Here is a 20,433-nt window from a genome sequence, read left to right as displayed (position 1 = left end):
GGAACACGTCCTTCCGATGTGGCCGGCGAGGCCGCCGGCCGGGGGTCAGAACTGGTAGCGCACGCGCAGGCCGTAGGCACGCGCATCGTTGAGGAAGCGGATGTTGAGCCGCGATCCCACGATCGCCTTCTGCGACACGTCGTTGTCGAGCAGGTTGCTGCCGTAGAGCTCGTAACGCCAGCGCCCGTCGAGCGAGGTGAGACCGATGCCGGCATTGAGCGTGACTTCGCCGCGCTGGCGATCAGGGAATCCGGCCTCGGTTGCGCTCTCCTGCCGCACGAAGTTGCCGCCCTGGTCCACGTACACCACGTCGCGGTTGTTGTACTGGGTCAGGTAGTAGGCCGAGCGATAGGACGCCAGCAGCTGCCAGTCGAGCGAGCCGAACGACAGCTCCGTCATCTGCTGCAGGCGGATGTTGCCGGTGAAGCGCGAGGCCAGCGGCAGCTCGTTGCCGGTCAGATCGATCAGCGACGTCACGCCGCCGGCGCCGTAGTTCTGGCTGCGGGCGTCGCCGACGGTGCCTTCCTTGATCTCGCTGTCGAGCGCCAGCGCGTTGATGTGCAGCATGAAGCCTGCGCCGAAACGCGTCACGCTCTCGGCTTCGATGCCGTAGATCGCCGAGCGGCCGATGTTGCGGTTGACCAGCGAGTAGCCGGCCGGCTCGCCATCGTTGTTGAGCGAGATCACCGTCAGGTCCTGGAACACCTGGTCGGTGTAGTCGTAGTAGAACGCGCTGATGTTGAAGTTGCCCGGGCGCCCGAACCAGCGGTGGCTCATCTTGCTGCCGATCTCGTAGGCCTTGATCGACTCGGGGCTGAAGGTCTCCGGGATCACATTGACGTCGAAGGTGTCGTTGAAACCGCCGGACTTGTGGCCGGTGGAGACCGTGGCATAGAGCATTTGGTCGTCGGTCAGGTCGAACTCAACGCCGGTGCGCCAGTCAGTGAACTGGAAGCGGCTTTCGCCGAACTGCTGCGACGGAATCGAGTTGACCTGCACCCAGGACTGATAGGGGCAGTCGATGGTGTCGCCGCCGATATCGGGACGGTCGACGCAACCGAAGTCGCCGCCGTTCGCCACGCCCCCGATCTGCTCGGCGATGGTGTCGCGCTGGCCATGCTGCAGGATGCCCTGCAGCAGGAAGCGCGCCATGTCTGCCTGGGACGTCAGGCCGGTCACGTCGAAGTTCGGGCGCTTCATGAAGGCGGGGGCGAAGCCCTCGGTGCCCAGGCGGGTGGCGAAGTCGCCGCCGACGCCCGGCAGGCCCAGCGCCCAGTTGCCGCCGATGCCGTAACGCGACTTGGCCTCGCGGGTGCGGCGCACGCCGGCCTTCAGGCGGGTGCGGTCGTTGACTTCGAAGGTGCCGTCGGCGAACAGCGCGGTGGAGCGCCCGTTGACGCGCGGCATCGTGAACTCGGTGCCGGAGAACCAGGTGCCCTTGTCCGACAGCGACAGGTAGCCGACCTGCTGGTCCTCGTTGAAGTGGAACGCGCCGCCGGTCCACTGGAAGCGGCCGTCACCCGACGAGGACAGACGCAGTTCGTGGGTCGTCGATTGCGACAGCGTCTCCCAGTACTGGGTCGAGAAGTTGTCGTAGTCGAAGCCGCCGGGATTGTCCGGTCCGCGCGGACTGACGTCGCGGCCCGGCCACATGATGCCTTCGCTGGCAGCGTTGGTCTGGCGGTAGTCGACGTCGCGATAGCTGGTGTTGTACTCGGCGACGATCGGCCCGAAGTCGTAGCTCACGTTGGCCATCGCGCCCCAGTTGGTGCTGTCGAGCGTGCCCTGCGGGCCGCGATAGACCACGTTGCGCAGGTCGAGATCGTCGGGCGAGAGGCCGGGGCTGTTGGGGCAGGTGTCGGGGTCGGCGCTGCCGCAGGCCGCGGTCCAGATGTTGGCACCCGGATAGCCGGTGCCGCCTTCCTTGCCCATGTCGGCCATCGCGAAGACGCTGAGCTTGTCGTCGGGCTGGTAGAGGAACGACACGCGGCCGCCCTTCTCGTTCTGGATGCCGGCCGGGTCGAGGCGCGGGTCGCCCGCATTGCGGAACGAACTGTCCTTCTCGACCTTGTAACCGGCAAAGCGCAGCGCCGCCCAGCCGCCGAGTGGCAGATTGAGTGCGAACTCGCCCGCCTGGTGGTCGCGGTTGCCGGCCTCGAGCTGCACGTAGCCACCGAACGCCTCGAGGTCCGGGCGCTTGGTGACGATGTTGAGCGAGCCGGCGAGCGCGTTGCGTCCGCGCAGCGTGCCCTGCGGGCCCTTGTTGATCTCGACGCGCTCCACGTCATAGAACATGCCGCCCAGGCCGCGCGGACGCGCGATGTAGGCGCCGTTGATATGCGGCGCCGCGCCCGGATCGCCGAGCTCGGTGTTGTTGGCCGAGCCCACGCCGCGGATGAAGATTTCCAGGTTGCCTTCCTGGTTGGCCATGCTCAGGCCCGGCACGACCGCCTGGATGTTGCGCAGCTCGTTGTTGATGCCCAGGGCGCGGGCGTCGTCGCCGGAAATCGCCTGCGCGGTACCGGCGTACTTCTGCAGGTCCTGCTCGCGGCGCTCGACGGTGACGATCACCGAGTCGAGCGTCTTCGCCTCATCCCGGTCGGTGGTGGTCGACGGTGCGGTGGTCTGGGCGGTAGCCGGCAGGGCGCCGAAGGCCAGCACGGTGGCGATGGCGCAGCACAGGGCGCGCCGCGGATGCGGTGTGTACATAGGGTCCCCTCCCAAGGGCGTGCCGGCGCATCACGTATCGGGATGCGCTCGAGGGGCGCATTTAGCTTGGCTTTGACAGCGCTGTCAAATCGGTGGTGACAAGGCGTGAGGCGGCGGCGTCGTATGTGCAAAAACAGACGGCCACGCGGCCGCGTTTGGTGTGCACTGCAGCATGATTTCGCGCAGCGACGCTGCGTGCTGGCTAGCGCCGGCGGGTGTGCCCGCGCATCACCGCCAGCACGTCGTGACAGGCGCCCATCGTGTGGTAGTCGGTCTTGCCGGCCGGGCTCTTGAGATCGTCGATCTTGCGGTTGCGGCGGTCGAGGATGCGGTACCAGGCCCCATGCGTGTGATCGACGAAATGCGCCCAGGCGTAGGCCCACAGGCGCAGGTAGTCGTCGCGGTAGCGCACCTCACCCGTGGCTTCGAACAGCCGCCAGGCCGCGGCGATCGCTTCGGCCTGGACCCAGAAATACTTGTCGTCGTCGCACCAGAACATCGGGGCGGTCGCCAGGTCCGGAGGCGTCGCGCCAGGGGCGGGCGAGGCCTCGCGCAGCGCCTGCGGCGCAAAGCCGTAGACGATGCCGCCGTGCGTGGTGTCCCAGCCATGGGCCAGCGCGGCGTCGTAGAGGTGGCGCGCGGTCGGCAGCAACCAGTCGGGCGCATCGGGCCCCAGGTGCGCACGCAGCGACAGCAGCAGCTTGGCCCACTCGACCTGGTGACCGGGCTGGAAGCCCCAGGGACGGAACAGGTGCTTGGGGTCGTCGCGGTGATAGTCCCAGTCGACCGACCAGTCCGCGTGCCAGTGCTCCCAGACCAGCCCGCCCGACAACGCCGCCTGGCGCCGGGTCATGTGGTCGGCCAGCGTCAGGGCGCGCGTCAGGTAGCGATCGTCGCCTCCGGCCTCGTGCGCGGCGATCAGCGCCTCGCACAGATGCATGTTGGCGTTCTGGCCCCGATAGGGCGCGTAACGCCACTGTGCGTCGGCCTCGTCGCGGTACAGCCCGTGCGCCGGGTCCCAGGCGTGCTGCTCGAGCAGGTCCCAGGTCTCGTCCATCTCGGCCGCGGTGTCGAGCCCGGCCTTGCGTGCGCTCGCCTGCGCCAGCAGCACGAAGGCCAGCCCATAGCTGTGATGGGTGCGGTCCTCAGGCGCGCCGTCGCGCAGGGTCCAGGCGTAGCCGCCGCTCGCCGGGTCGCGATGGGCCTCGCGCAGGAAGCGCAGGCCGTGCAAGGTCGCGGCGCGGTCGCGCTCGGCATCGGGTCCGTCCGCGAACTCAACGGCGGCCATCGCGAAGTCGTAGACGAAGCGGGTGCTGCTGACCAGGTGGCGGTGGCTGCGGTCGTAGACCGTGCCGTCATCGCGGAAGTAATGGAAGAAGCCGCCGGCCGGGTCGAGCGCGCGCGGACGGTAGAACGCCATCGTGTCGGCGATGTGCGCGCGCAGCGTCTCGGGCGAGGTGAAGTCGGGAGCGGGCGTTGCGGGCAACATCATTGCGCAGTCTCGAGCAGACGATCGACGGCGTCGCGCGCGGGCATCGCGTCGAAGGCGCCGTGTCGGGTGGTGGCCAGCGCGCCGGTGGCCGCGGCGTGCGCCAGCAAATCGGCGCGCAGCGCGGGGGTGTCGAAGGCGGCGCCCAGGGCTCCGGCATCGACCGCGCGGTCGGCCAGTCGCCACAGCAGTCCGGCGACGAAGGCGTCGCCCGCAGCGGTCGTGTCGACCGCGCAGACCGCGAACGTCGGCGCCGTGCCGGCGTCCGTGCGCGTCCACCAGCGGATCGGTGCGGCGCCGTCGGTGACGACGAGCACGCTGGCCGTCTGCAGAATGCGCGCAACGGCTGCGGCCGGGTCGCCGTCGCCGGCAAGGAATGTCAGTTCCTCCGCGCTGAGCTTGACCAGGCCGGCCTGTGCGAGCGCGCGCCACAGCGTGGGCGTCGGATCGGTTCCCGCCCGCCACAACGCCGGACGCAGATTGAGATCGAAGCTCACCAGCGCGCCCTCGCGTGCGGCGCGTGCCATGCCGTGCAAGGTGGCCTGGGCGATGGCCGGTTCGGTCAGGCTGTTGGAGCAGGCGTGCAGTGCGGTCACGTCGGCGAAGGCCGCGTCGGCGAAATCGCGTTCGGTGAACAACAGGTCCGCAGCCGGTGGGCGGTAGAAGCTGAAGCTGCGCTCGCCGTCGTCGGCCAGCGAGACGAAGGCCAGCGCCGTCGGCGCGGCGTCGGTGCGTCGGACCTGCGAGGTGTCGACGCCGTGCCGCCGCAGTGCGGCCTCCAGGGTGTCGCCGAACATGTCCTGCGCCAGCATGCCGACGAAGCGCGCCGTGCCGCCGAGCGCGGCGACGCCGACCGCGACATTCGCCGGCGCGCCGCCGGGCTGCTCGACGAACCGCCGCGCCTGGCCGGCGGCTGCCGGCTCGGCGCGGAAATCGATCAGCGCCTCGCCGAAGCAGGCGATGGTGCCGCGCGTGCCCTCCATCAGTGCATCGCGCTCGGGCGCGGCGCCGGCGTGCCGGCGGGTGCGAGCGCATCGCCCCGCACCCGCGAACCGCGCAGCCCGTACCAGATGATGTAGACGTAGCAGACCAGCGGAATGACGAACGACAGCTGGATGCCGACCCGGTCGGCCAGTGCGCCCTGCGCCAGCGGAATCAATGCGCCGCCGACGATCGCCATCACCAGCAGGCTCGACGCCTTGCTGGTCAGCGTGCCCAGGCGCTCGATCGCGGTGGTGAAGATCGTCGGGAACATGATCGAGTTGAACAGGCCGATCGCCAGCGCGCTCCACATCGCGATGCTGCCGCTGCTGGTCATCGTCACCGTCAGCAGCACGCACACCATGATCGCGGCGAACGCGAGCAGCCGACGGGCGTCGATCTTGGTCATCAAGGCCGCACCGATGAAGCGGCCGACCATCGCGCCGCCCCAGTAGAACGCCAGGAAGCGCGAGGCCGCAGCTTCGCTCAGCCCGCCGATCGCGGGCTCGGCCATGTAGTTGATCAGGAAGCTGCCGATCGCGACTTCCGCGCCGACGTACATGAAGATGCCGAGCACGCCCCAGCGCAGGTGCGGGTGTGCCAGTGCTTCACCGAAGGTGTGCGGGTCGCGGGTCGATGCGCCTTCGGCGCGCAGCGAGGGGATCCGCATCGTCACCACGAACACCGCCAGCAACAGCAGGCCGCCGGCCAGCATCAGATAGGGCAACTCGACCGAGCGCGCCTCCGAGGCGCGGTAGGCGATCTGGTCGGCCATCGGCATCGCGGCGATCTGGTCCGCCCCGAGCACCGTGCCGGCCAGGATCAGCGGGCCGATGAAGTACGGGAACGCGGTCGTGCCGAACGAGTTCAACGCCTGGGCAAAGGTGAGCCGGCTGTGCGAGGACTCGGGCGGGCCCAGCAGCGCGATGTAGGGATTGGCGGAGACCTGCAGCAGCGTGATGCCCGAGGCCAGCACGAACAGCGCCGTCAGGAACAGGCCGTAGGACGGCAGGCGGGCCGCCGGGAAGAACAGCGCCGCGCCGGCCGCGGCGACCAGCAGGCCGACCACGATGCTGGCCTTGTAGCCGATGCGCGAGACCACCGTGCCGGCGGGGATCGACATCAGGAAGTACGCGCCGAAGAACGTGAACTGGATCAGCAGCGTCTGCACGTAGTTCATCGAGAACACGGCCTTGAGATGCGGAATCAGCACGTCGTTGAGGCTGGTCAGGCCGCCCCAGGTCAGAAAGATCAGGCTCACCACCGCGATTGCGGCGGAATTGGACATCGTGGAACGGGATGTGCTCATGCGTCGGCTCCGGTGGCCTGAATCGGGACGTTGGAAAAGGAACGGCGGATACGCACGCGCAGCGCCGTGCGGGTCATGGGGGAGGCGGTGGCCTCGGGCGGCCGCACACGCCGAAAGCCCGGCAGGATCGTCCCTTGAACCGATTGAAGGTCGGACATGGTGACGCTGCCGGAGTCGGGCGGCATCTTGCAATGCAGCATGCGGAAAACAGGGTCGGGTGCTAGGGTCGGCCGAATTGAATCGATACAAACGAGGGCGCGATGGCCAGGGTGGGGGCGGCGATGACGGTGGCGATGAGCGCGTTGTTGGGCGCAGGGGCAGCGCTGGCCGATCCGGGCCCGGTGGGCGACAAGGCCTACGGCTCGGTCGATCCATTCATCGGCACCGGCGGCGAGGGCCATACCTATCCCGGCGCGACGGTGCCCTTCGGCATGGTCCAACTCAGCCCCGACACGCGCATCCAGCCACGCGAGAAGGGGTACGGCTGGGCGGCCGGCTACCGCTATGACGACACCAGCATCGTCGGCTTCTCGCACACACATTTCTCGGGCACCGGCCACTCCGACCTCGGTGACGTGTTGCTGATGCCCATGACCGGGCCCGAGCGGCTCGAACGCGGCGATCCCGACCGTCCCGGCAGCGGCTACACCTCGCGCTTCCGCCACGACGATGAGGTGGCGCAGCCGGGCTACTACGCGGTCACGCTCGACGACTACCGCGTGCGCGCCGAACTGACCGCCAGCGCCCGTGCCGGCGTGCATCGCTACACCTATCCGGCGGGCGAGGACGCGCGCGTGCTGCTGGATTTGCGCACGTCGATGTACGACTACCCCGGCAAGATCCTGTGGTCGCGGCTGCGGCGCATGCCCGATGGCACGATCACCGGTTTTCGCGAGACCCGGGGCTGGGCGCCGGGCCGGCAGCTGTACTTTGCGATGCGCTTTTCGCGGCCGCTGCAGGGCCATGCCTTCCACAACACCGAGACCGACATCCTCTACAAGGGCTTCGCGCCGCCGGCCGATCGCAGCCCCGGCGAACGCGCGCAGATCGAGGGCCGGCAACTGGTGGGGACCTTCGATTTCGGCAAGCTCGACGCACCGCTGGTGGTCAAGGTCGCGATCTCGTCGGTCGACGAGGCCGGCGCGATCGCCAATCTCGACGCGGAAGTGCCGGATTTCGACTTCGATCGCGTGCACGCGCAGGCCCGGGCGCAGTGGACGCAGGCGCTGTCGGTGCTCGACATCGACGCGCCCGAGCACGACCGCCGCAGCGCCTACACCGCGCTCTACCACACGCTGCTGGGCCCGACGCTGTTCATGGACGTCGACGGACGCTATCGCGGCCCGGACCAGGCGGTCCATACCGCCGACGGCTTCGCCCATTACTCGACGTTTTCTCTGTGGGACACCTACCGCGCGCTGCATCCGCTGCTGACGCTGGTGCAGCCCGAGAAGCGCAATGCCGATTTCGTCGACTCGCTGCTCGCGCACCGCCGCCACAGCCCGTACGGGATCCTGCCGGTGTGGTCGTTCCATGGCCAGGAGACCTGGACGATGATCGGCTACCACGCGGTGCCGGTGATCGCCGACGCGTACCTGAAAGGCATCCGCGGCTTCGATACCGACGCCGCGCTCGAGGCGATGACCGCCAGTGCGTCCTACGGTCCCTACGACGGGCTGCGCCAGTACATGGAATTGGGCTGGGTGCCGATCGATGAAGAAGGCGAGGCCGCCTCGAAGACCCTCGAATACGCCTACGGCGACTGGACGATTGCGCGCATGGCCCAGGCGATGGGACGCGAGGACGTCGCCCACGAGTTCACCCGCCGCGCCGCGAACTGGCGCAACGCCTTCGACCCTGCGACCGGGTTCATGCGGGCGCGCAACCGCGACGGCAGCTTCCGGACCCCGTTCGACCCGACCGCCAGCGGCTACGGCACCGACTACACCGAGGGCAATGCCTGGCAGTACTCCTGGTACGTGCCGCACGACGTCGCCGGTCTGGCGGCCGCGCATGGTGGAGCCGACGCGCTGCTCGACAAGCTGGACGCGGTGTTCGAGGCCGAGGTCGATCCGGCGATCTTCGAGCACATGGAAGACATCACCGGGCTGATCGGCTGGTACGCGCACGGCAACGAGCCCAGCCACCACGTGGCCTATCTCTACGCGCATGCCGGCCAGCCCTGGCGCACCCAGGCGCGTCTGGGCACGATCATGGCGAGCCAGTACGCCGACCGCCCCGACGGCCTGGCGGGCAACGACGACCTGGGCCAGATGTCGGCCTGGTACCTGTTCACCGCGCTGGGCTTCTACCCGGTCGCGCCGGGCAGCGGCGAGTACGTGATCGGCCGACCGTTCCTGCCGCGCGCCGCACTCGACCTGCCCAACGGCAAGCGTTTCACCATCGTTGCCGACGGTCTGGCGGAAGGGCACGGCTACATCGGCGCGGCGACCCTCAACGGCCAGCCGCTGCGGCGCGCATTCCTGCGTCACGACGAGATCCTGGCCGGCGGCGAGCTGCGCTTCACCATGCAAGCCACCCCCAACCGCGACTGGCCGGGCGCGGACGCCGAGGCGCCGTACTCGATGAGCACCGCGCCGGCGCGTTGAGCCGGCGACGGTTTTTCGTGCAGCCGCGCCCTATACGCGCGGCCGCGCGCTGTCGCGGCACGTCGGCAACGGCCGTCTCGCTCGGCATCCTCGACCCTCCCAGATCTGGAACACGCGGCGCCTGATGGCGCCGCCCGGTCCTTGTACGAGGGCATGACAACGCTGTCAACGTGCGTCGATTGCCTGGAACAGGTCAGATCGATGCGCGGGCGTGTCGACATGGCCTGGAGCAGAGGGCTCAAGTGGCGCGACCGGCCCGGATCGATGCTCAGCGCGCAGGTGCCGCATGCCAGTCCCCCCGGGCCGCGACGATTGGCAAAGTCACGGACCCTCGTTACGCTCCGCGCACCTCCCGCAGGCTCCCCCCATGTCGACCCCGCTGTCCGTGCCGCCGCGCCTCAATCCGCTGTCCTACGTGATCTTCGGATCGCGCTGGCTGCAGCTGCCGCTGTACCTGGGCCTGATCGTTGCCCAGTGCGTCTACGTCTTCCTGTTCGTCAAGGAACTCTGGCACCTGGTCCACGGCGCCAACACGCTGACCGAGCAGGGGATCATGCTGCTGGTGCTGGGTCTGATCGACGTGGTGATGATCTCCAACCTGCTGGTGATGGTGATCGTCGGCGGCTACGAGACCTTCGTCTCGCGCCTGGGCCTGCAGGGTCACCCCGACCAGCCCGAGTGGCTGAGCCACGTCAACGCCAGCGTGCTCAAGGTCAAGCTGGCGATGGCGATCATCGGCATCTCGTCGATCCACCTGCTCAAGACCTTCATCGCCGCCGGCGAAGTCGGCCTGCCGGTGTGCGGCACCGCCGACGCGATCGCCGCGGCCGCCGCCCACGCCCAGGCGATTGCCGGCGGACTGTCGCTCGCCGCGCCGGCCTGCACCAAGGTCACCACTGCCGGTGTCATGTGGCAGACGATCATCCACGGCGGCTTCATCCTGTCGGCGATCGGTATCGCCTACACCGACAAGCTGATGACCGGCAGCAGCGCCCGCCGCGAACACGCCGCCCACTGACCCAAAAACCGGGGTCAGAGTCGATTTTGCAGCCGACGCTGACTCTGGCTTCCGGGCTCTGATGGGCGACTTTGGTTCCGGCCGCGACGATCAATCGACTCTGACCCCGGTTTTGGGAGGGGCGTAGAATGCGGGGATGGATGTCTCGCACCTGCTCGATGGGCTGAACGCAGCCCAGCGCCAAGCTGTCTCGGCGCCCGATTCGCACTATCTCGTCCTGGCTGGCGCCGGCAGCGGCAAGACCCGCGTGCTGACGCACCGCATCGCCTGGCTCAACGAAGTCGTCGGGGTGCCGGCCTACGGCGTGTTCGCCGTGACCTTCACCAACAAGGCCGCGGCCGAAATGCGCCACCGCGTGGACGCGCAACTGCGCAATGGCGCGCGCGGCATGTGGATCGGCACCTTCCACGGTCTGGCGCACCGGCTGCTGCGTCTGCACTGGCAGGACGCGAAGCTGCCCGAGGGTTTCCAGATTCTCGACAGCGACGACCAGTTGCGGTTGGTCAAGCGCGTGGTCCAGCAGCTCGAGCTCGACGATGCACGCTTTCCCCCGCGGCAGATCGCCTGGTGGATCAACGCGCAGAAGGACGAGGGCAAGCGGCCGCAGCACATCCAGGATGGCGGCGACGAATGGTCGGGCGTGATGCTCAAGGCCTACGCGCTCTACCAGGAGCGCTGCGACCGCGCCGGCCTGGTCGATTTTGCCGAGATCCTGCTGCGCGCACACGAGCTGCTACGCGATACGCCGGCGCTGCTTGCGCACTACCGCCAGCGCTTCGGCCATCTGCTGGTCGACGAGTTCCAGGACACCAACGCGATCCAGTACGCGTTCGTGCGCGTCCTGGCCGGCGACACCGGCAAGGTGTTCATCGTCGGCGACGACGACCAGGCGATCTACGGCTGGCGCGGCGCGAAGGTCGAGAACGTGCAGCGTTTCCTGCGCGACTACCCGGGCGCGCAGACGATCCGGCTCGAGCAGAACTACCGCTCCAGCGCCAACATCCTGGGCGCCGCCAATGCGGTCATCGCGCACAACCCCGACCGGCTCGGCAAGCAACTGTGGACCGACAGCGGCGAGGGCGATCCGATCGACCTGTATGCGGCCTACAACGAGATCGACGAGGCGCGCTACGTGGTCGAGCGCGCACTGCAGTGGGTGCGCGACGGCGGCAGCCACGGCGACATCGCCGTGCTCTACCGCAGCAATGCGCAGTCGCGCGCGATGGAAGAGCAACTGGTCGCCGAGCAGGTGCCCTACCGCGTCTATGGCGGCGTGCGCTTCTTCGAACGCGCGGAGATCAAGGACACGCTGGCCTACCTGCGGCTGATCGCCAACCGCGACGACGACGCCGCGTTCGAACGTGCGGTCAATACCCCGCCGCGCGGCATCGGCGAGCGCACGCTCGACGAGGTGCGCCGGCAGGCACGCGAACATGCGATCCCGTTGTGGGAGTCGGCGCTGCGCTGCGCGCAGGGCGGCGGGCTCGCGGGCCGCGCGCGTAACGCGCTGGCCGGCTTCGCCCAACTGATCGATGCATTGGCCGGCGAGGTCGCCGAGCTGTCGCTCAAAGACAAGATCGACCACGTGCTCGCACGCTCCAACCTGCGCGTGCACTACGCCAACGAGTCGAAGGGCAGCGCCGATTCGCGGGTCGAGAACCTCGACGAACTGGTCTCGGTGGCCTCGCGTTTCGTGCGCGGTGACGACGAGGAGAGCGCCCAACTCACCGAGCTCGTCGCGTTCCTGGCTTATGCCGCGCTCGAAGCCGGCGAAGGCCAGGCGCAGGCCGGCGAGGATGGCGTGCAACTGATGACGCTGCACAGCGCCAAGGGTCTGGAGTTCCCGCTGGTGTTCCTGGTGGGCCTGGAGGAAGGCCTGTTTCCGAGCGCCCGCACCGCCGAGGAGAGCGGGCGACTGGAGGAGGAGCGCCGGCTGGCGTACGTGGGCATCACCCGCGCCCGGCAGAAGCTGGTGCTGACCTACGCCGAGGCGCGCCGCCTGCACGGCCAGGACATGTTCGGTGTGCCGTCGCGCTTCCTGCGCGAGATCCCGGCAGCGCTGCTGCATGAGGTGCGACCGAAGGTGCAGGCCACGCGTGCGACGTTCCCGCAGCGGCAGCGTCCCGACTACGGCCATGCCAGTCTGGCGCCGTCGGTCGGCGTGCGGCTGGGCCAGAGCGTGACGCATGCGAAGTTCGGCGCCGGCACCGTGACCGACATCGAGGGCGATGGTGCGCATGCGCGCGTGCAGGTCAACTTCGACGAAGTCGGCAGCAAGTGGCTGGTGATGGCCTACGCGAATCTGCAGCCGGCGTAGCGCACACCTCTGGGGACGCGGGTTGCGACGTTCGGCCGCGCCGACCCGGTCGGGTGACGGGGGTATAGTCGAGACGACCCTCGTCATCCCCGGGAGCAGGCCATGTATCGCAATATCCTTGTCGCCACCGATGGATCCGATCTGGCCGCGCGCGGTGTCGAGCATGCGGCCACGCTCGCCGCAGGCCTCGGTGCGTCGCTGACCATCGTCACCGTGTCCGAGCCCTGGAACACCGCATTGACCGATCCCAGCGGGCTGGTCGGCTTCGACGAATTCCTCAAGGACTACCGCGCCGCCGCCCAGGCCCGTGCCGACGACGTGCTCGCCGCGGCGAAGCAGGCCGCATCGCGGCATGGTGTCGAAGCGACCACGCTGTTCGTTGCCGAGCAGCCGCCAGCCGATGCGATTCTCGAGACCGCGCAGGCGCGCGGCATCGACGTGGTGGTGATGGCCTCCCACGGACGGCGGGGGCTGGGCCGGCTGTTGCTCGGCAGCCAGACCCAGGCGGTCGTGGCGCGCAGCGAACTGCCGGTGCTGATCGTGCGCTGACAGCCTCGATCGATGCACAGCGCGTCGGCGTGGAGGCGCGTGTTCGCACGTGTCGAGCCAGCGCTTGGCGTTGTCCGGTCGTTTTTGTAGGCTCGCCGGCCATCGACGGCCTGGGGCCATCGATCACGCTCGACTCCATCCGATAGACAACCTTGGCAATGATGCAATCCATCCGGCATGCGCGTAGTGCGCGAATCGATCTCGGCGCAGCGACGTTGCTGCTTGCGCTCGCCGCGCCTGCAGCGCATGCGCTCGACCCGGCGCAGTGGCAAGCCGTCGCGCCGATGCTTCAGGCGGCGGTGGAATGTCGGGAGCGGCCCGATACGACCAGTGCGGCATGGCGGGCGCTGCCCCATGACGAGTACGGCCAAGTCGAGCCGGTCGTGCCGCCGATGCCGTTCACCGTCTTCGGCCTGCCGGTGCGAGAAGTCTCGGTCTTCATCGACGAGAGCGGCGAGATGGGCGAGAGCTACACCGCCGAGTTCGCGGTCGGTGCGCCCGCGGTGCGCAACGCAGCCAAGCTGAGCAGACGCGGGGAGCGGGCCACCCAGCTCGGGGCGCTCGCGCTGAGCAACGATCGCCCGGCGACGCTGACCTGCACCGTCGCCGGACGCTACGACGAAAGCGGCTACGCAGAACCCTGACCGCGATCGCCAGGATCGCTCGTGCTGTCGTCCGCCATCCGGTCGCATTCGCGCATGCCTGGTCTTCTGAGCTACTCGCGCAGCGCGAACCCCGGTGTCTCGTTGAGCCGCCCGTCGCCTTCGACCACCAGCCAGCGCGGACCGGCCTTCTCGAATACGACCGGGACGGGGTCCCGGAACAGTGGGCGGCGTACGAAGCGCAGTTCCCAGCCCAACGCCTCGAGGGTCGCGATCGCGGCCGCCTGCTCGGGCGTCAGGCCCCGGCGCAGGATGGCCGGATCGGCCGGGGCCGGGCGGCGACGTTCGGATCGGCTCATGCGGGCTCTCGCTCGGGACGCGGCGGATGCAGCGCGGCATCCGCTCGCCGCATCGTACGTGAAGGCGCCGGGCCCGCAAACTTCCGGCCCGCGTCATGACCTCCGGGTCTCGCGCCACCACCACGTCAGGCCCTAGGCTGTGCAGGTCCGGCCTGCGAGGCCAGCTCAACCCGGAGAGTCGCCCATGGCGTCCCAGACCCCTTCATCGCCGCGGCTGCTGTCGCGTACGCGCGTCGCCGTTCTCGTTGCACTGGCCTTGCCGTCGGTCGGCCAGGCTGCCGAGGGCATGTGGACGCTCGACAACCTGCCGCGCGACGCGCTCAAGGCGCAGTACGGCTTCTCGCCCGACCAGGCCTGGGTCGATCACGCGATGCAGTCGTCGGTGCGCCTGGCCGGCGGCTGTTCGGGCTCGTTCGTCTCGCCCGACGGCCTGGTGCTGACCAACGCACACTGCGTGGTCGGCTGCGTGCAGGGCCTGTCGTCGCCGCAGCGCGATCTGCAGAACGCGGGCTTCGTCGCCGATGCCCGCGGCGAAGAGCTGCAATGTCCGGCCGAGGAGCTCAACGTGCTGCGCGCGATCACCGATGTCAGCGCGCGCGTGGCCACGGCCGCCGAGGGCAAGCAGGGCCAGGCTTACGTCGACGCGCGCAACGCCGAGAAGGCGCGCATCGAGTCCGAATGCGTCGGCGATGCGGCCGAGACCACGCGCTGCGACGTCGTGGAGCTCTACAACGGCGGCCAGCAGCATCTCTACCGCTACCACCGCTATTCGGACGTGCGGCTGGTGTTCTCGCCCGAGTACGCGGTCGGCTTTTTCGGCGGCGATCCGGACAATTTCAATTTCCCGCGCTACAACCTCGATGCCGCGCTGCTGCGTGCCTATGAGGACGGCAAGCCGGCCACGGTCGAACACCACTTCACGCTCAAGCCCGAAGGCGCGCAGGCCGGCGACCTGGTGATGGTCGCCGGCCACCCGGGTCGTACCCAGCGCCAGCTCACCGTCGCCCAGCTGGAGACGGTGCGCGATGTCAGCCTGATCAATACCCTGCTGTGGCTGGCCGAGCGCCGCGCGATGCTCGGCGAGTACGGCCGGCTCGATGAAGAGGCCGCCCGCCAGGCGCAGTCGGATCTGACCTTCACCGACAACAGCTACAAGGTCTATCGCGGCCAGTTGCAGGCGTTGCTCGATCCGCAGGTGTTCGCCGCCAAGCGCGCGGAGGAAGCGCAGCTGCGCGAGGGTGTCGATGCCACGCCGTGGCGCGAGGTCGAGGCCGCGCAGGCCACTGCGCGGCAGATCGCGGTGGCTTACATGCTGCTCGAGCAGGGCCGGGGCTTCGACTCGCGGCTGTTCTCGATCGCGCGCACGCTGGTGCGCGGCGCCGACGAGCGCGCCAAGCCCAACGACGCGCGGTTGCCGGAGTTCCACGACGCTGGCCAGGGACGCCTGCGCCAGACGCTGTTGAGCACCGCGCCCATCTACCCGGCGTTCGAGACCGCCAAGCTCACCTGGTCGCTGACCAAACTGCGCGAACTGCTCGGCAGCGACGACCCGCTGGTCAAGTCGGTGCTCGGCGACCGCTCGCCGGCGCAGGTCGCCAAGGCCCTGGTCGAGGGCTCGACGCTGGCCGATGTCGCCGAGCGCGAACGTCTGTGGACGGGCGGCGCCGCGGCGATCGCGGCGTCAGACGACCCCTTCATCCAGCTCGCGCGTGCGGTCGATGCGCCGGCGCGTGCGGTGCGTCAGCGTCAGGAATCGGAGGTGGGCGCGATCGAGTCGCGCGCCGCCACGCAGATCGCCAGGGTGCGCTTCGACAAGCTCGGCACCACGGTCTATCCGGATGCGACGTTCACGCTGCGGCTGTCGTATGGCGATATCGCCGGCTGGGAGGAGAACGGCAAGACCATCACGCCGTTCACGACGATGGCCGGGGTGTTCGCCCGCAACACCGGGGCGGCGCCGTACGCGCTGCCGCAGCGCTGGCTGGATGCCCAGGCCCGGATCGCCGGCGACACCCGCTTCAACTTCGTCAGCACCAACGACATCATCGGCGGCAACTCCGGCAGCCCGGTGATCGATCGCGACGCGCGGGTCGTCGGCCTGGCGTTCGATGGCAACATCCATTCGCTGGGCGGCAGCTTCTGGTACGACCCGACGCGCAATCGCACGGTCTCGGTGCACAGCGGCGCGATCGTCGAGGCGCTGAAGTCGGTGTACGGCGCCGATACGCTGGTGGACGAACTGCTGCGCAAGTAACCAGCCGCGGCAATCGATGCCTGCACGGCGCCTCGGATTCCCGGGCGCCGTGTGCGTTTCCTGCGATGACCGTGACCCGCGGCCTCACATCCGGCGCCCGCAGCCCCAGCGTCGTCGCTACAGCGTGACGACCTGCCCGCGCGCTGCGCTGTCGATGCCGGCTTGCAGCACCCGCATGACATCGAGCGCCTCGTCGAGCGTGGCCGGAAGGCGTGCGCCATCGGCGATCGCCGCACGCAGACCTGCGTAGTAATGGCGATAGTCGCCAGCCGGGGTGGGCGAGGGCGCCTCGTGCACCGTGCCGTCATCGCCGACGCGCAGCAGGTGGCCGGGCGCCGGATCGACGCCCCAGTCCGTCCCGCCCGGACGCTGGCCGGCGCGCAGCGCGGCCTCCTGCGGATCCAGCCCGTGCTTGAACCAGCTGCCGCCGGTGCCGTGCACGGCAAAGCGCAAGCCGGCGCCCGGGACCAGTGCGCCGGCGTGCAGCACCACGCGCAAACGGCCGTAGCGCAGCACGACGTGGAACCAGTCGTCGACCTGCGCAGCATCGCGCTGCAGCGCGATGTCGGCCTGCACCGCATCGGGCAGGCCGAACAGCTGCAGCGCCTGATCGACCAGATGCGGCCCCAGATCGAGCCAGATCCCCGCACCGGGCTCGGCGCGGTCGCGCCAGCGGTCGGGGACCTCGGGCCGGAAGCGGTCGAAATGCGAGTGCACCTCGGCGATGCGACCGAGCGTGTCCGCCGCCACGAGCGCGCGCAGCGCCAGGAAGTCGGCATCCCAGCGCCGATTGTGGAACACGCTGAGCAGGCGGCCGGATGCGCGTGCCGCCTCGGCAACGGTCCGCGCCTCGTCTAGATCGATCGCCATCGGCTTGTCGATCACGACATGGCGGCCGGCAGCGAGCGCGGCGATCGCCAGCGGTGCATGGGTGGCGTTGGGCGAGGCGAGCACGACCAGGTCGATTGCCGGGTCGGTGAATACGGCGTGCGGATCGGCGCACACGCGCGCATCGGGATGGTCGGCGTGCACGCGATCCGGGTCGCGGGAGACCACCGTGTGCAGCCGCAGGCCGGGCGTGGCCGCGATCAGCGGCGCATGGAACACCCGGCCGGCGAGGCCGTACCCGACCAGCGCGACCTGCAGCGCGTCGCCCATTGCGGGGCTTACCAGCCGAACAGCTTGAAGTAGGTCTGCGGGACGTCGTCGCGATCGCTGTCGATGCTGCCGTCGCCATCGCGGTCGTAGAGGAAGTACGCCGGACCGCGCGAGGGCACGACCTGCACCGCGCGCAATTGGCCGGCCACGCGGAACTCGGTGATGCGGTCGCCGTTGGATTCGGTCCGGGTCACCTGCTCGGCGTCGGCCGGGATGCCGTCGGGCAGCGCGCCGCCGGGACTGACGCAGGCGGACAACCCCAGCAGCGCGATCGCGAGCACAGCGGTACGGGAGGCGGACATGGCAGATCTCCAGCGAGCGGACCGCCATTATGCGCGCACGGCGTGCAGCCGCCGTGCGCGCACCAGCGGGGCTATTGCAGCGGGTCGTAGCTGAAGAGCCACAGTTGCGTATTGCCCTGCTGCACGCCGGCGCTGCTGTGGAACTGGCCGGGCGTGGTCAACTCGCCGACGAAGGTGTAGCGCCGTCCGGCCTCCAGCCGGCCACCGGGCATCAGCTGCTCGGTCTGCGGCTGCATGTACAGCGTGACCTCGTTGCCTTCGTCGGTTTCGACCACGAGGGCGCGCCAGCGGCCATCCTTGAGGATCGCCTCGTTGACCTTGAACTGCGCCGGTGACGGCTGCAGGTCCTTGACCGTCGCGCTGAAGCGCACCAGTGCGCCGATGGTCTGATCACGCGCGTCGTCCCACGGCCGTCCGGCCGCGCGCTCGGCCTGGCGCTCGGCGGTGTAGTCGACGATCTCCTGGATGTCGTTGAAGCGGATCCGGAAGGTCCGGCCGCTGCTGGTGAGCACCCGCACCTGGGATTCGACGATGTTGAGCAGGCTCCGGGTCGAGATCCCGCAGCCGTCGTCGTCCAGGCAGTAGCGCTGCCAGGTCTCGGCCGTCCAGCTGTCGAATTGCTTGGGCGGGTTACCGAACTCGAGCTGCTTGGCCACGCCGGGTGCGTAGGCGACGGCCGAGGTGCCCTGGTTGGGGGCGACGACGAACACGCCGCCGTTGCCCAGATCCAGCTTGCCGATGCGCAGCTGGCGCAGCATCGTCCAGGCGTAGTCCTGCGCACTCATGCCGTGCAGGTCGTCGACGACCAGCAGCGCCAGCTCGATGCCCTGCTTCTGGGCCAGGTCGTAGAGTGTGGCCTCCAGGCCCTTGAGCAGTTCGGGATCGAGCCGGCCGGTCTCGTCGACGACGAAGCGGCCGTACTTGAGTGGAATCGTCGTCGCCGATGGCGCTGGCAGGTGGACGGTGGCGCTGCGGGCCGGGGGCGGCGCCTGCGGCGGCGCGGTGCCGGTGCCCGCGCCGGCCTGGCAGCCGGTCTGGCCGGCCTGGGTGCAGGCCTCCATCCAGCCGTCCTGGATCGCCGCCAGCCGGTCGTTGCGGGCCGGGTGGGTCGCGGTGACGTGATCGGCGCCCAGCGACTGCATCGCGCTCTTGGCATCGGCGAGGCTGGCGCCCATGCGCTGCAGCACGAAGCCGCTGAATTTGTCGGCCTCCAGCTCGATCGGCGGCTGGCTGCCGGTGCCGGTGATCGTGTGCCCCGACAGATGATGGCCGATCTCGTGGGCCATGATGCTCACTGGCGCCCAGGGGTTGCCGTTGGTCGCCGCACGGACCTCGCCGAGGAAATCGCGGTTGAAGGCGATCACCCGCTGCGGGACCCGCTGTTCGTCGAGCAGGATCACTGCCGCGGCATTGGCGACCGGGCCCTCGGTGACCACGAAGTTCTGCGGCAGGCCGGTATAGCCCATGACGCGCTCGACCATGCTGCGGCAATCGGCTGGCGGCGTGCCGGTCAGCGTTGCCGGGTCCAGACGTTCGGGGCGGCCATCGTAGGAACAGGCCTGCAGCGTCGAGGCGAGCTGCTCGACGAGTTCGGCGCGGCTCGGAGCCGCCGTGCCGGACGCGGCCGTGGGCGCGGCGGGCGCCGCATCGCGCTCGCCGCAGGCGACGAGCAGCAGGGCCAACGGCAGCGCGGCCGGCAACGGGCGGACCAGGCGGTGCAGGGCGCGTCGGGACATGGGCATTTCCTCTGGCAGTCGGTCGGGAAGATCAGGCGGCGCGCGCATACAGCAGCGCGACGATGGCATGGACGTAGGCGCGTCGCAGCAGCCAGTCGACGGCGACGAACACCGCCAGTGCCAGCGCCAGGCGCCAGGCGTCGCGGCGCAGGTCGAGTTCGAAGAACTGGTGGAACGCGAGCGCCAGCACGACGCCCTTGACCGCGTACATGTACCACTTGGCGGCCTCGCGCCAGGGCAGCACCAGCGCCGGGTCGCGGACGACCAGCAGCGGCAGCTGGTTGACCAGATTCGGGCCGATGATCACCGCGTACGCGTAGGCGGCCAGCACCAGATGCTCGACGAGGTTGTAGCGGCGACGCCCGAGCACCAGCATCGAGCTGGCGACGACGGCGAAGATGCCCAGGGTGAACGTCCAGTTGGCGTAGCGCTGCATCATCGCCATCGCGCCCAGATAGGTCTGGTCGCCTGCGCGCAGAAAGCCCGTGGTGTCGAGCACCAGCAGCAACAGCGCCACGCTCACCAGCAGCAGCTTGAGCGGATGCACGTGGCGGCTGCGCGCGCCCTCGACGTATTCGCGGGCGACGGTGCCCGGACGCAGCAGCAGACGCCCGGCGGTGCGCGCGACCGACAATTCGAACAGGCGCCATTTCTGCCAGGTCTCCTGGCGCAGATCGCCCAGGCCCAGGCGATGGGCGGCCTTCTGGCCGCACTGGCCGCAGTACGGCGCGCCGCCGCGGGCCGCGCCGCAGTTGCGGCAGGCATCGCGGGCCGCCCAGTCCACCGTCGGTGGTGTGCCGGGATCGGGCACGGTCATTGCGCAGCTCCCGGCTGTGGCGCGCATTGGGCGAAAGGCCGCACCGAAGGCCGGCCATGGCAGGCGATGGTCATCCAGACCCCCTTGGCAGGGGGCGATTATCGCGACACAGCGTTCGGATTCCGTCATCGTCGGTGCGCCCGGCGGGGTCTGGAGGGTGAACGTCCCGGTCCGGCCGATGGGGTCGAACGCGGCGCCCACGGCCGACGCCGTAGAATCTGCGG

General features: G+C 69.4%; 16 protein-coding genes. 6 read left to right on the top strand and 10 right to left on the bottom strand.

The window, feature by feature from the left end; all coding sequences use genetic code 11:
- Positions 1-45: 45 nt before the first annotated feature.
- The 5 genes from FHW73_RS00770 to FHW73_RS00750 all read right to left on the bottom strand — a co-directional run bounded on the left by FHW73_RS00770 (position 46) and on the right by FHW73_RS00750 (position 6,673).
- Positions 46-2,709, bottom strand: coding sequence for a TonB-dependent receptor (locus FHW73_RS00770; RefSeq protein ID WP_183424809.1), 2,664 nt, complete (start codon positions 2,707-2,709; stop codon positions 46-48).
- A gap of 202 nt (positions 2,710-2,911) precedes the next feature.
- Positions 2,912-4,201, bottom strand: a complete 1,290-nt coding sequence (locus FHW73_RS00765) for an AGE family epimerase/isomerase (RefSeq protein WP_183424808.1) — start codon at positions 4,199-4,201, stop codon at positions 2,912-2,914.
- Positions 4,198-5,181 (bottom strand): carbohydrate kinase, encoded by a 984-nt coding sequence (locus tag FHW73_RS00760; RefSeq protein ID WP_183424807.1) that lies wholly within the window; start codon positions 5,179-5,181, stop codon positions 4,198-4,200. The genes FHW73_RS00765 and FHW73_RS00760 overlap by 4 nt, the downstream gene beginning before the upstream one ends.
- On the bottom strand, positions 5,181-6,488 hold the full coding sequence (locus FHW73_RS00755) for a sugar MFS transporter (RefSeq protein ID WP_183424806.1): 1,308 nt from the start codon (positions 6,486-6,488) through the stop codon (positions 5,181-5,183). The genes FHW73_RS00760 and FHW73_RS00755 overlap by 1 nt, the downstream gene beginning before the upstream one ends.
- On the bottom strand, positions 6,485-6,673 hold the full coding sequence (locus FHW73_RS00750; RefSeq protein ID WP_183424805.1) for a hypothetical protein: 189 nt from the start codon (positions 6,671-6,673) through the stop codon (positions 6,485-6,487). The genes FHW73_RS00755 and FHW73_RS00750 overlap by 4 nt, the downstream gene beginning before the upstream one ends.
- Before the next feature lie 108 nt (positions 6,674-6,781).
- Here FHW73_RS00750 and FHW73_RS00745 point away from each other — a divergent pair, with 108 nt between their 5' ends.
- From FHW73_RS00745 to FHW73_RS00725, 5 genes are all read left to right on the top strand, one after another.
- Positions 6,782-9,097: a GH92 family glycosyl hydrolase gene (locus FHW73_RS00745; protein ID WP_255492601.1), complete on the top strand. Its 2,316-nt coding sequence runs from the start codon at positions 6,782-6,784 to the stop codon at positions 9,095-9,097.
- A gap of 367 nt (positions 9,098-9,464) precedes the next feature.
- The gene (locus FHW73_RS00740) at positions 9,465-10,115 is read left to right on the top strand and encodes a TIGR00645 family protein (RefSeq protein WP_183424804.1); all 651 of its coding nucleotides are present in this window, start codon (positions 9,465-9,467) and stop codon (positions 10,113-10,115) included.
- 136 nt (positions 10,116-10,251) lie between these two features.
- The gene (gene uvrD, locus FHW73_RS00735; RefSeq protein WP_183424803.1) at positions 10,252-12,432 is read left to right on the top strand and encodes a DNA helicase II; all 2,181 of its coding nucleotides are present in this window, start codon (positions 10,252-10,254) and stop codon (positions 12,430-12,432) included.
- Positions 12,433-12,534: 102 nt separating this feature from the next.
- Complete coding sequence (locus FHW73_RS00730; protein WP_183424802.1) at positions 12,535-12,981, top strand: universal stress protein; 447 nt, start codon at positions 12,535-12,537, stop codon at positions 12,979-12,981.
- Positions 12,982-13,142: 161 nt separating this feature from the next.
- Complete coding sequence (locus FHW73_RS00725) at positions 13,143-13,625, top strand: hypothetical protein (protein WP_183424801.1); 483 nt, start codon at positions 13,143-13,145, stop codon at positions 13,623-13,625.
- A 71-nt stretch (positions 13,626-13,696) separates the two neighbouring features.
- On the opposite strand, the gene FHW73_RS00720 is transcribed toward FHW73_RS00725, so the two are convergent.
- Positions 13,697-13,942 (bottom strand): hypothetical protein, encoded by a 246-nt coding sequence (locus FHW73_RS00720; protein ID WP_183424800.1) that lies wholly within the window; start codon positions 13,940-13,942, stop codon positions 13,697-13,699.
- Positions 13,943-14,126: 184 nt separating this feature from the next.
- Between FHW73_RS00720 and FHW73_RS00715 the strand changes: the two genes are divergently transcribed.
- Positions 14,127-16,196 carry a S46 family peptidase gene (locus FHW73_RS00715; protein WP_183424799.1) on the top strand — a complete coding sequence of 690 codons (2,070 nt, stop codon included), beginning with the start codon at positions 14,127-14,129 and terminating at the stop codon, positions 16,194-16,196.
- A gap of 117 nt (positions 16,197-16,313) precedes the next feature.
- Here FHW73_RS00715 and FHW73_RS00710 read toward each other — a convergent pair whose 3' ends face one another.
- The 4 genes from FHW73_RS00710 to FHW73_RS00695 all read right to left on the bottom strand — a co-directional run bounded on the left by FHW73_RS00710 (position 16,314) and on the right by FHW73_RS00695 (position 20,209).
- Entirely contained in the window at positions 16,314-17,354 is a 1,041-nt protein-coding gene (locus FHW73_RS00710; RefSeq protein WP_183424798.1) for an oxidoreductase, read from the bottom strand.
- A gap of 8 nt (positions 17,355-17,362) precedes the next feature.
- Entirely contained in the window at positions 17,363-17,656 is a 294-nt protein-coding gene (locus tag FHW73_RS00705; protein ID WP_183424797.1) for a DUF2782 domain-containing protein, read from the bottom strand.
- Between the two features lie 71 nt (positions 17,657-17,727).
- Positions 17,728-19,392 carry a TPM domain-containing protein gene (locus FHW73_RS00700; RefSeq protein WP_183424796.1) on the bottom strand — a complete coding sequence of 555 codons (1,665 nt, stop codon included), beginning with the start codon at positions 19,390-19,392 and terminating at the stop codon, positions 17,728-17,730.
- Positions 19,393-19,423: 31 nt separating this feature from the next.
- The gene (locus FHW73_RS00695) at positions 19,424-20,209 is read right to left on the bottom strand and encodes a DUF3667 domain-containing protein (RefSeq protein WP_183424795.1); all 786 of its coding nucleotides are present in this window, start codon (positions 20,207-20,209) and stop codon (positions 19,424-19,426) included.
- Positions 20,210-20,433: the final 224 nt, after the last annotated feature.

Source organism: Luteimonas sp. RC10 (assembly GCF_014192745.1).
Classification (GTDB): domain Bacteria; phylum Pseudomonadota; class Gammaproteobacteria; order Xanthomonadales; family Xanthomonadaceae; genus Luteimonas.
The sequence above is the reverse complement of the archived record's forward strand: the minus strand, read 5'-3'. Positions and strand labels throughout refer to the sequence as shown.

Excerpts from the sequence above, each read along its gene's own strand:
- FHW73_RS00770 (WP_183424809.1), bottom strand. The coding sequence starts at position 2,709 with ATGTACACACCGCATCCGCGGCGCGCCCTGTGCTGCGCCATCGCCACC.
- FHW73_RS00750 (WP_183424805.1), bottom strand. The coding sequence starts at position 6,673 with ATGCCGCCCGACTCCGGCAGCGTCACCATGTCCGACCTTCAATCGGTT.
- FHW73_RS00740 (WP_183424804.1), top strand. The coding sequence starts at position 9,465 with ATGTCGACCCCGCTGTCCGTGCCGCCGCGCCTCAATCCGCTGTCCTAC.
- FHW73_RS00765 (WP_183424808.1), bottom strand. The coding sequence starts at position 4,201 with ATGATGTTGCCCGCAACGCCCGCTCCCGACTTCACCTCGCCCGAGACG.
- FHW73_RS00745 (WP_255492601.1), top strand. The coding sequence starts at position 6,782 with ATGAGCGCGTTGTTGGGCGCAGGGGCAGCGCTGGCCGATCCGGGCCCG.
- FHW73_RS00710 (WP_183424798.1), bottom strand. The coding sequence starts at position 17,354 with ATGGGCGACGCGCTGCAGGTCGCGCTGGTCGGGTACGGCCTCGCCGGC.
- FHW73_RS00760 (WP_183424807.1), bottom strand. The coding sequence starts at position 5,181 with ATGGAGGGCACGCGCGGCACCATCGCCTGCTTCGGCGAGGCGCTGATC.
- FHW73_RS00720 (WP_183424800.1), bottom strand. The coding sequence starts at position 13,942 with ATGAGCCGATCCGAACGTCGCCGCCCGGCCCCGGCCGATCCGGCCATC.
- FHW73_RS00730 (WP_183424802.1), top strand. The coding sequence starts at position 12,535 with ATGTATCGCAATATCCTTGTCGCCACCGATGGATCCGATCTGGCCGCG.
- FHW73_RS00700 (WP_183424796.1), bottom strand. The coding sequence starts at position 19,392 with ATGTCCCGACGCGCCCTGCACCGCCTGGTCCGCCCGTTGCCGGCCGCG.
- uvrD (WP_183424803.1), top strand. The coding sequence starts at position 10,252 with ATGGATGTCTCGCACCTGCTCGATGGGCTGAACGCAGCCCAGCGCCAA.
- FHW73_RS00715 (WP_183424799.1), top strand. The coding sequence starts at position 14,127 with ATGGCGTCCCAGACCCCTTCATCGCCGCGGCTGCTGTCGCGTACGCGC.
- FHW73_RS00755 (WP_183424806.1), bottom strand. The coding sequence starts at position 6,488 with ATGAGCACATCCCGTTCCACGATGTCCAATTCCGCCGCAATCGCGGTG.
- FHW73_RS00725 (WP_183424801.1), top strand. The coding sequence starts at position 13,143 with ATGCAATCCATCCGGCATGCGCGTAGTGCGCGAATCGATCTCGGCGCA.
- FHW73_RS00695 (WP_183424795.1), bottom strand. The coding sequence starts at position 20,209 with ATGACCGTGCCCGATCCCGGCACACCACCGACGGTGGACTGGGCGGCC.
- FHW73_RS00705 (WP_183424797.1), bottom strand. The coding sequence starts at position 17,656 with ATGTCCGCCTCCCGTACCGCTGTGCTCGCGATCGCGCTGCTGGGGTTG.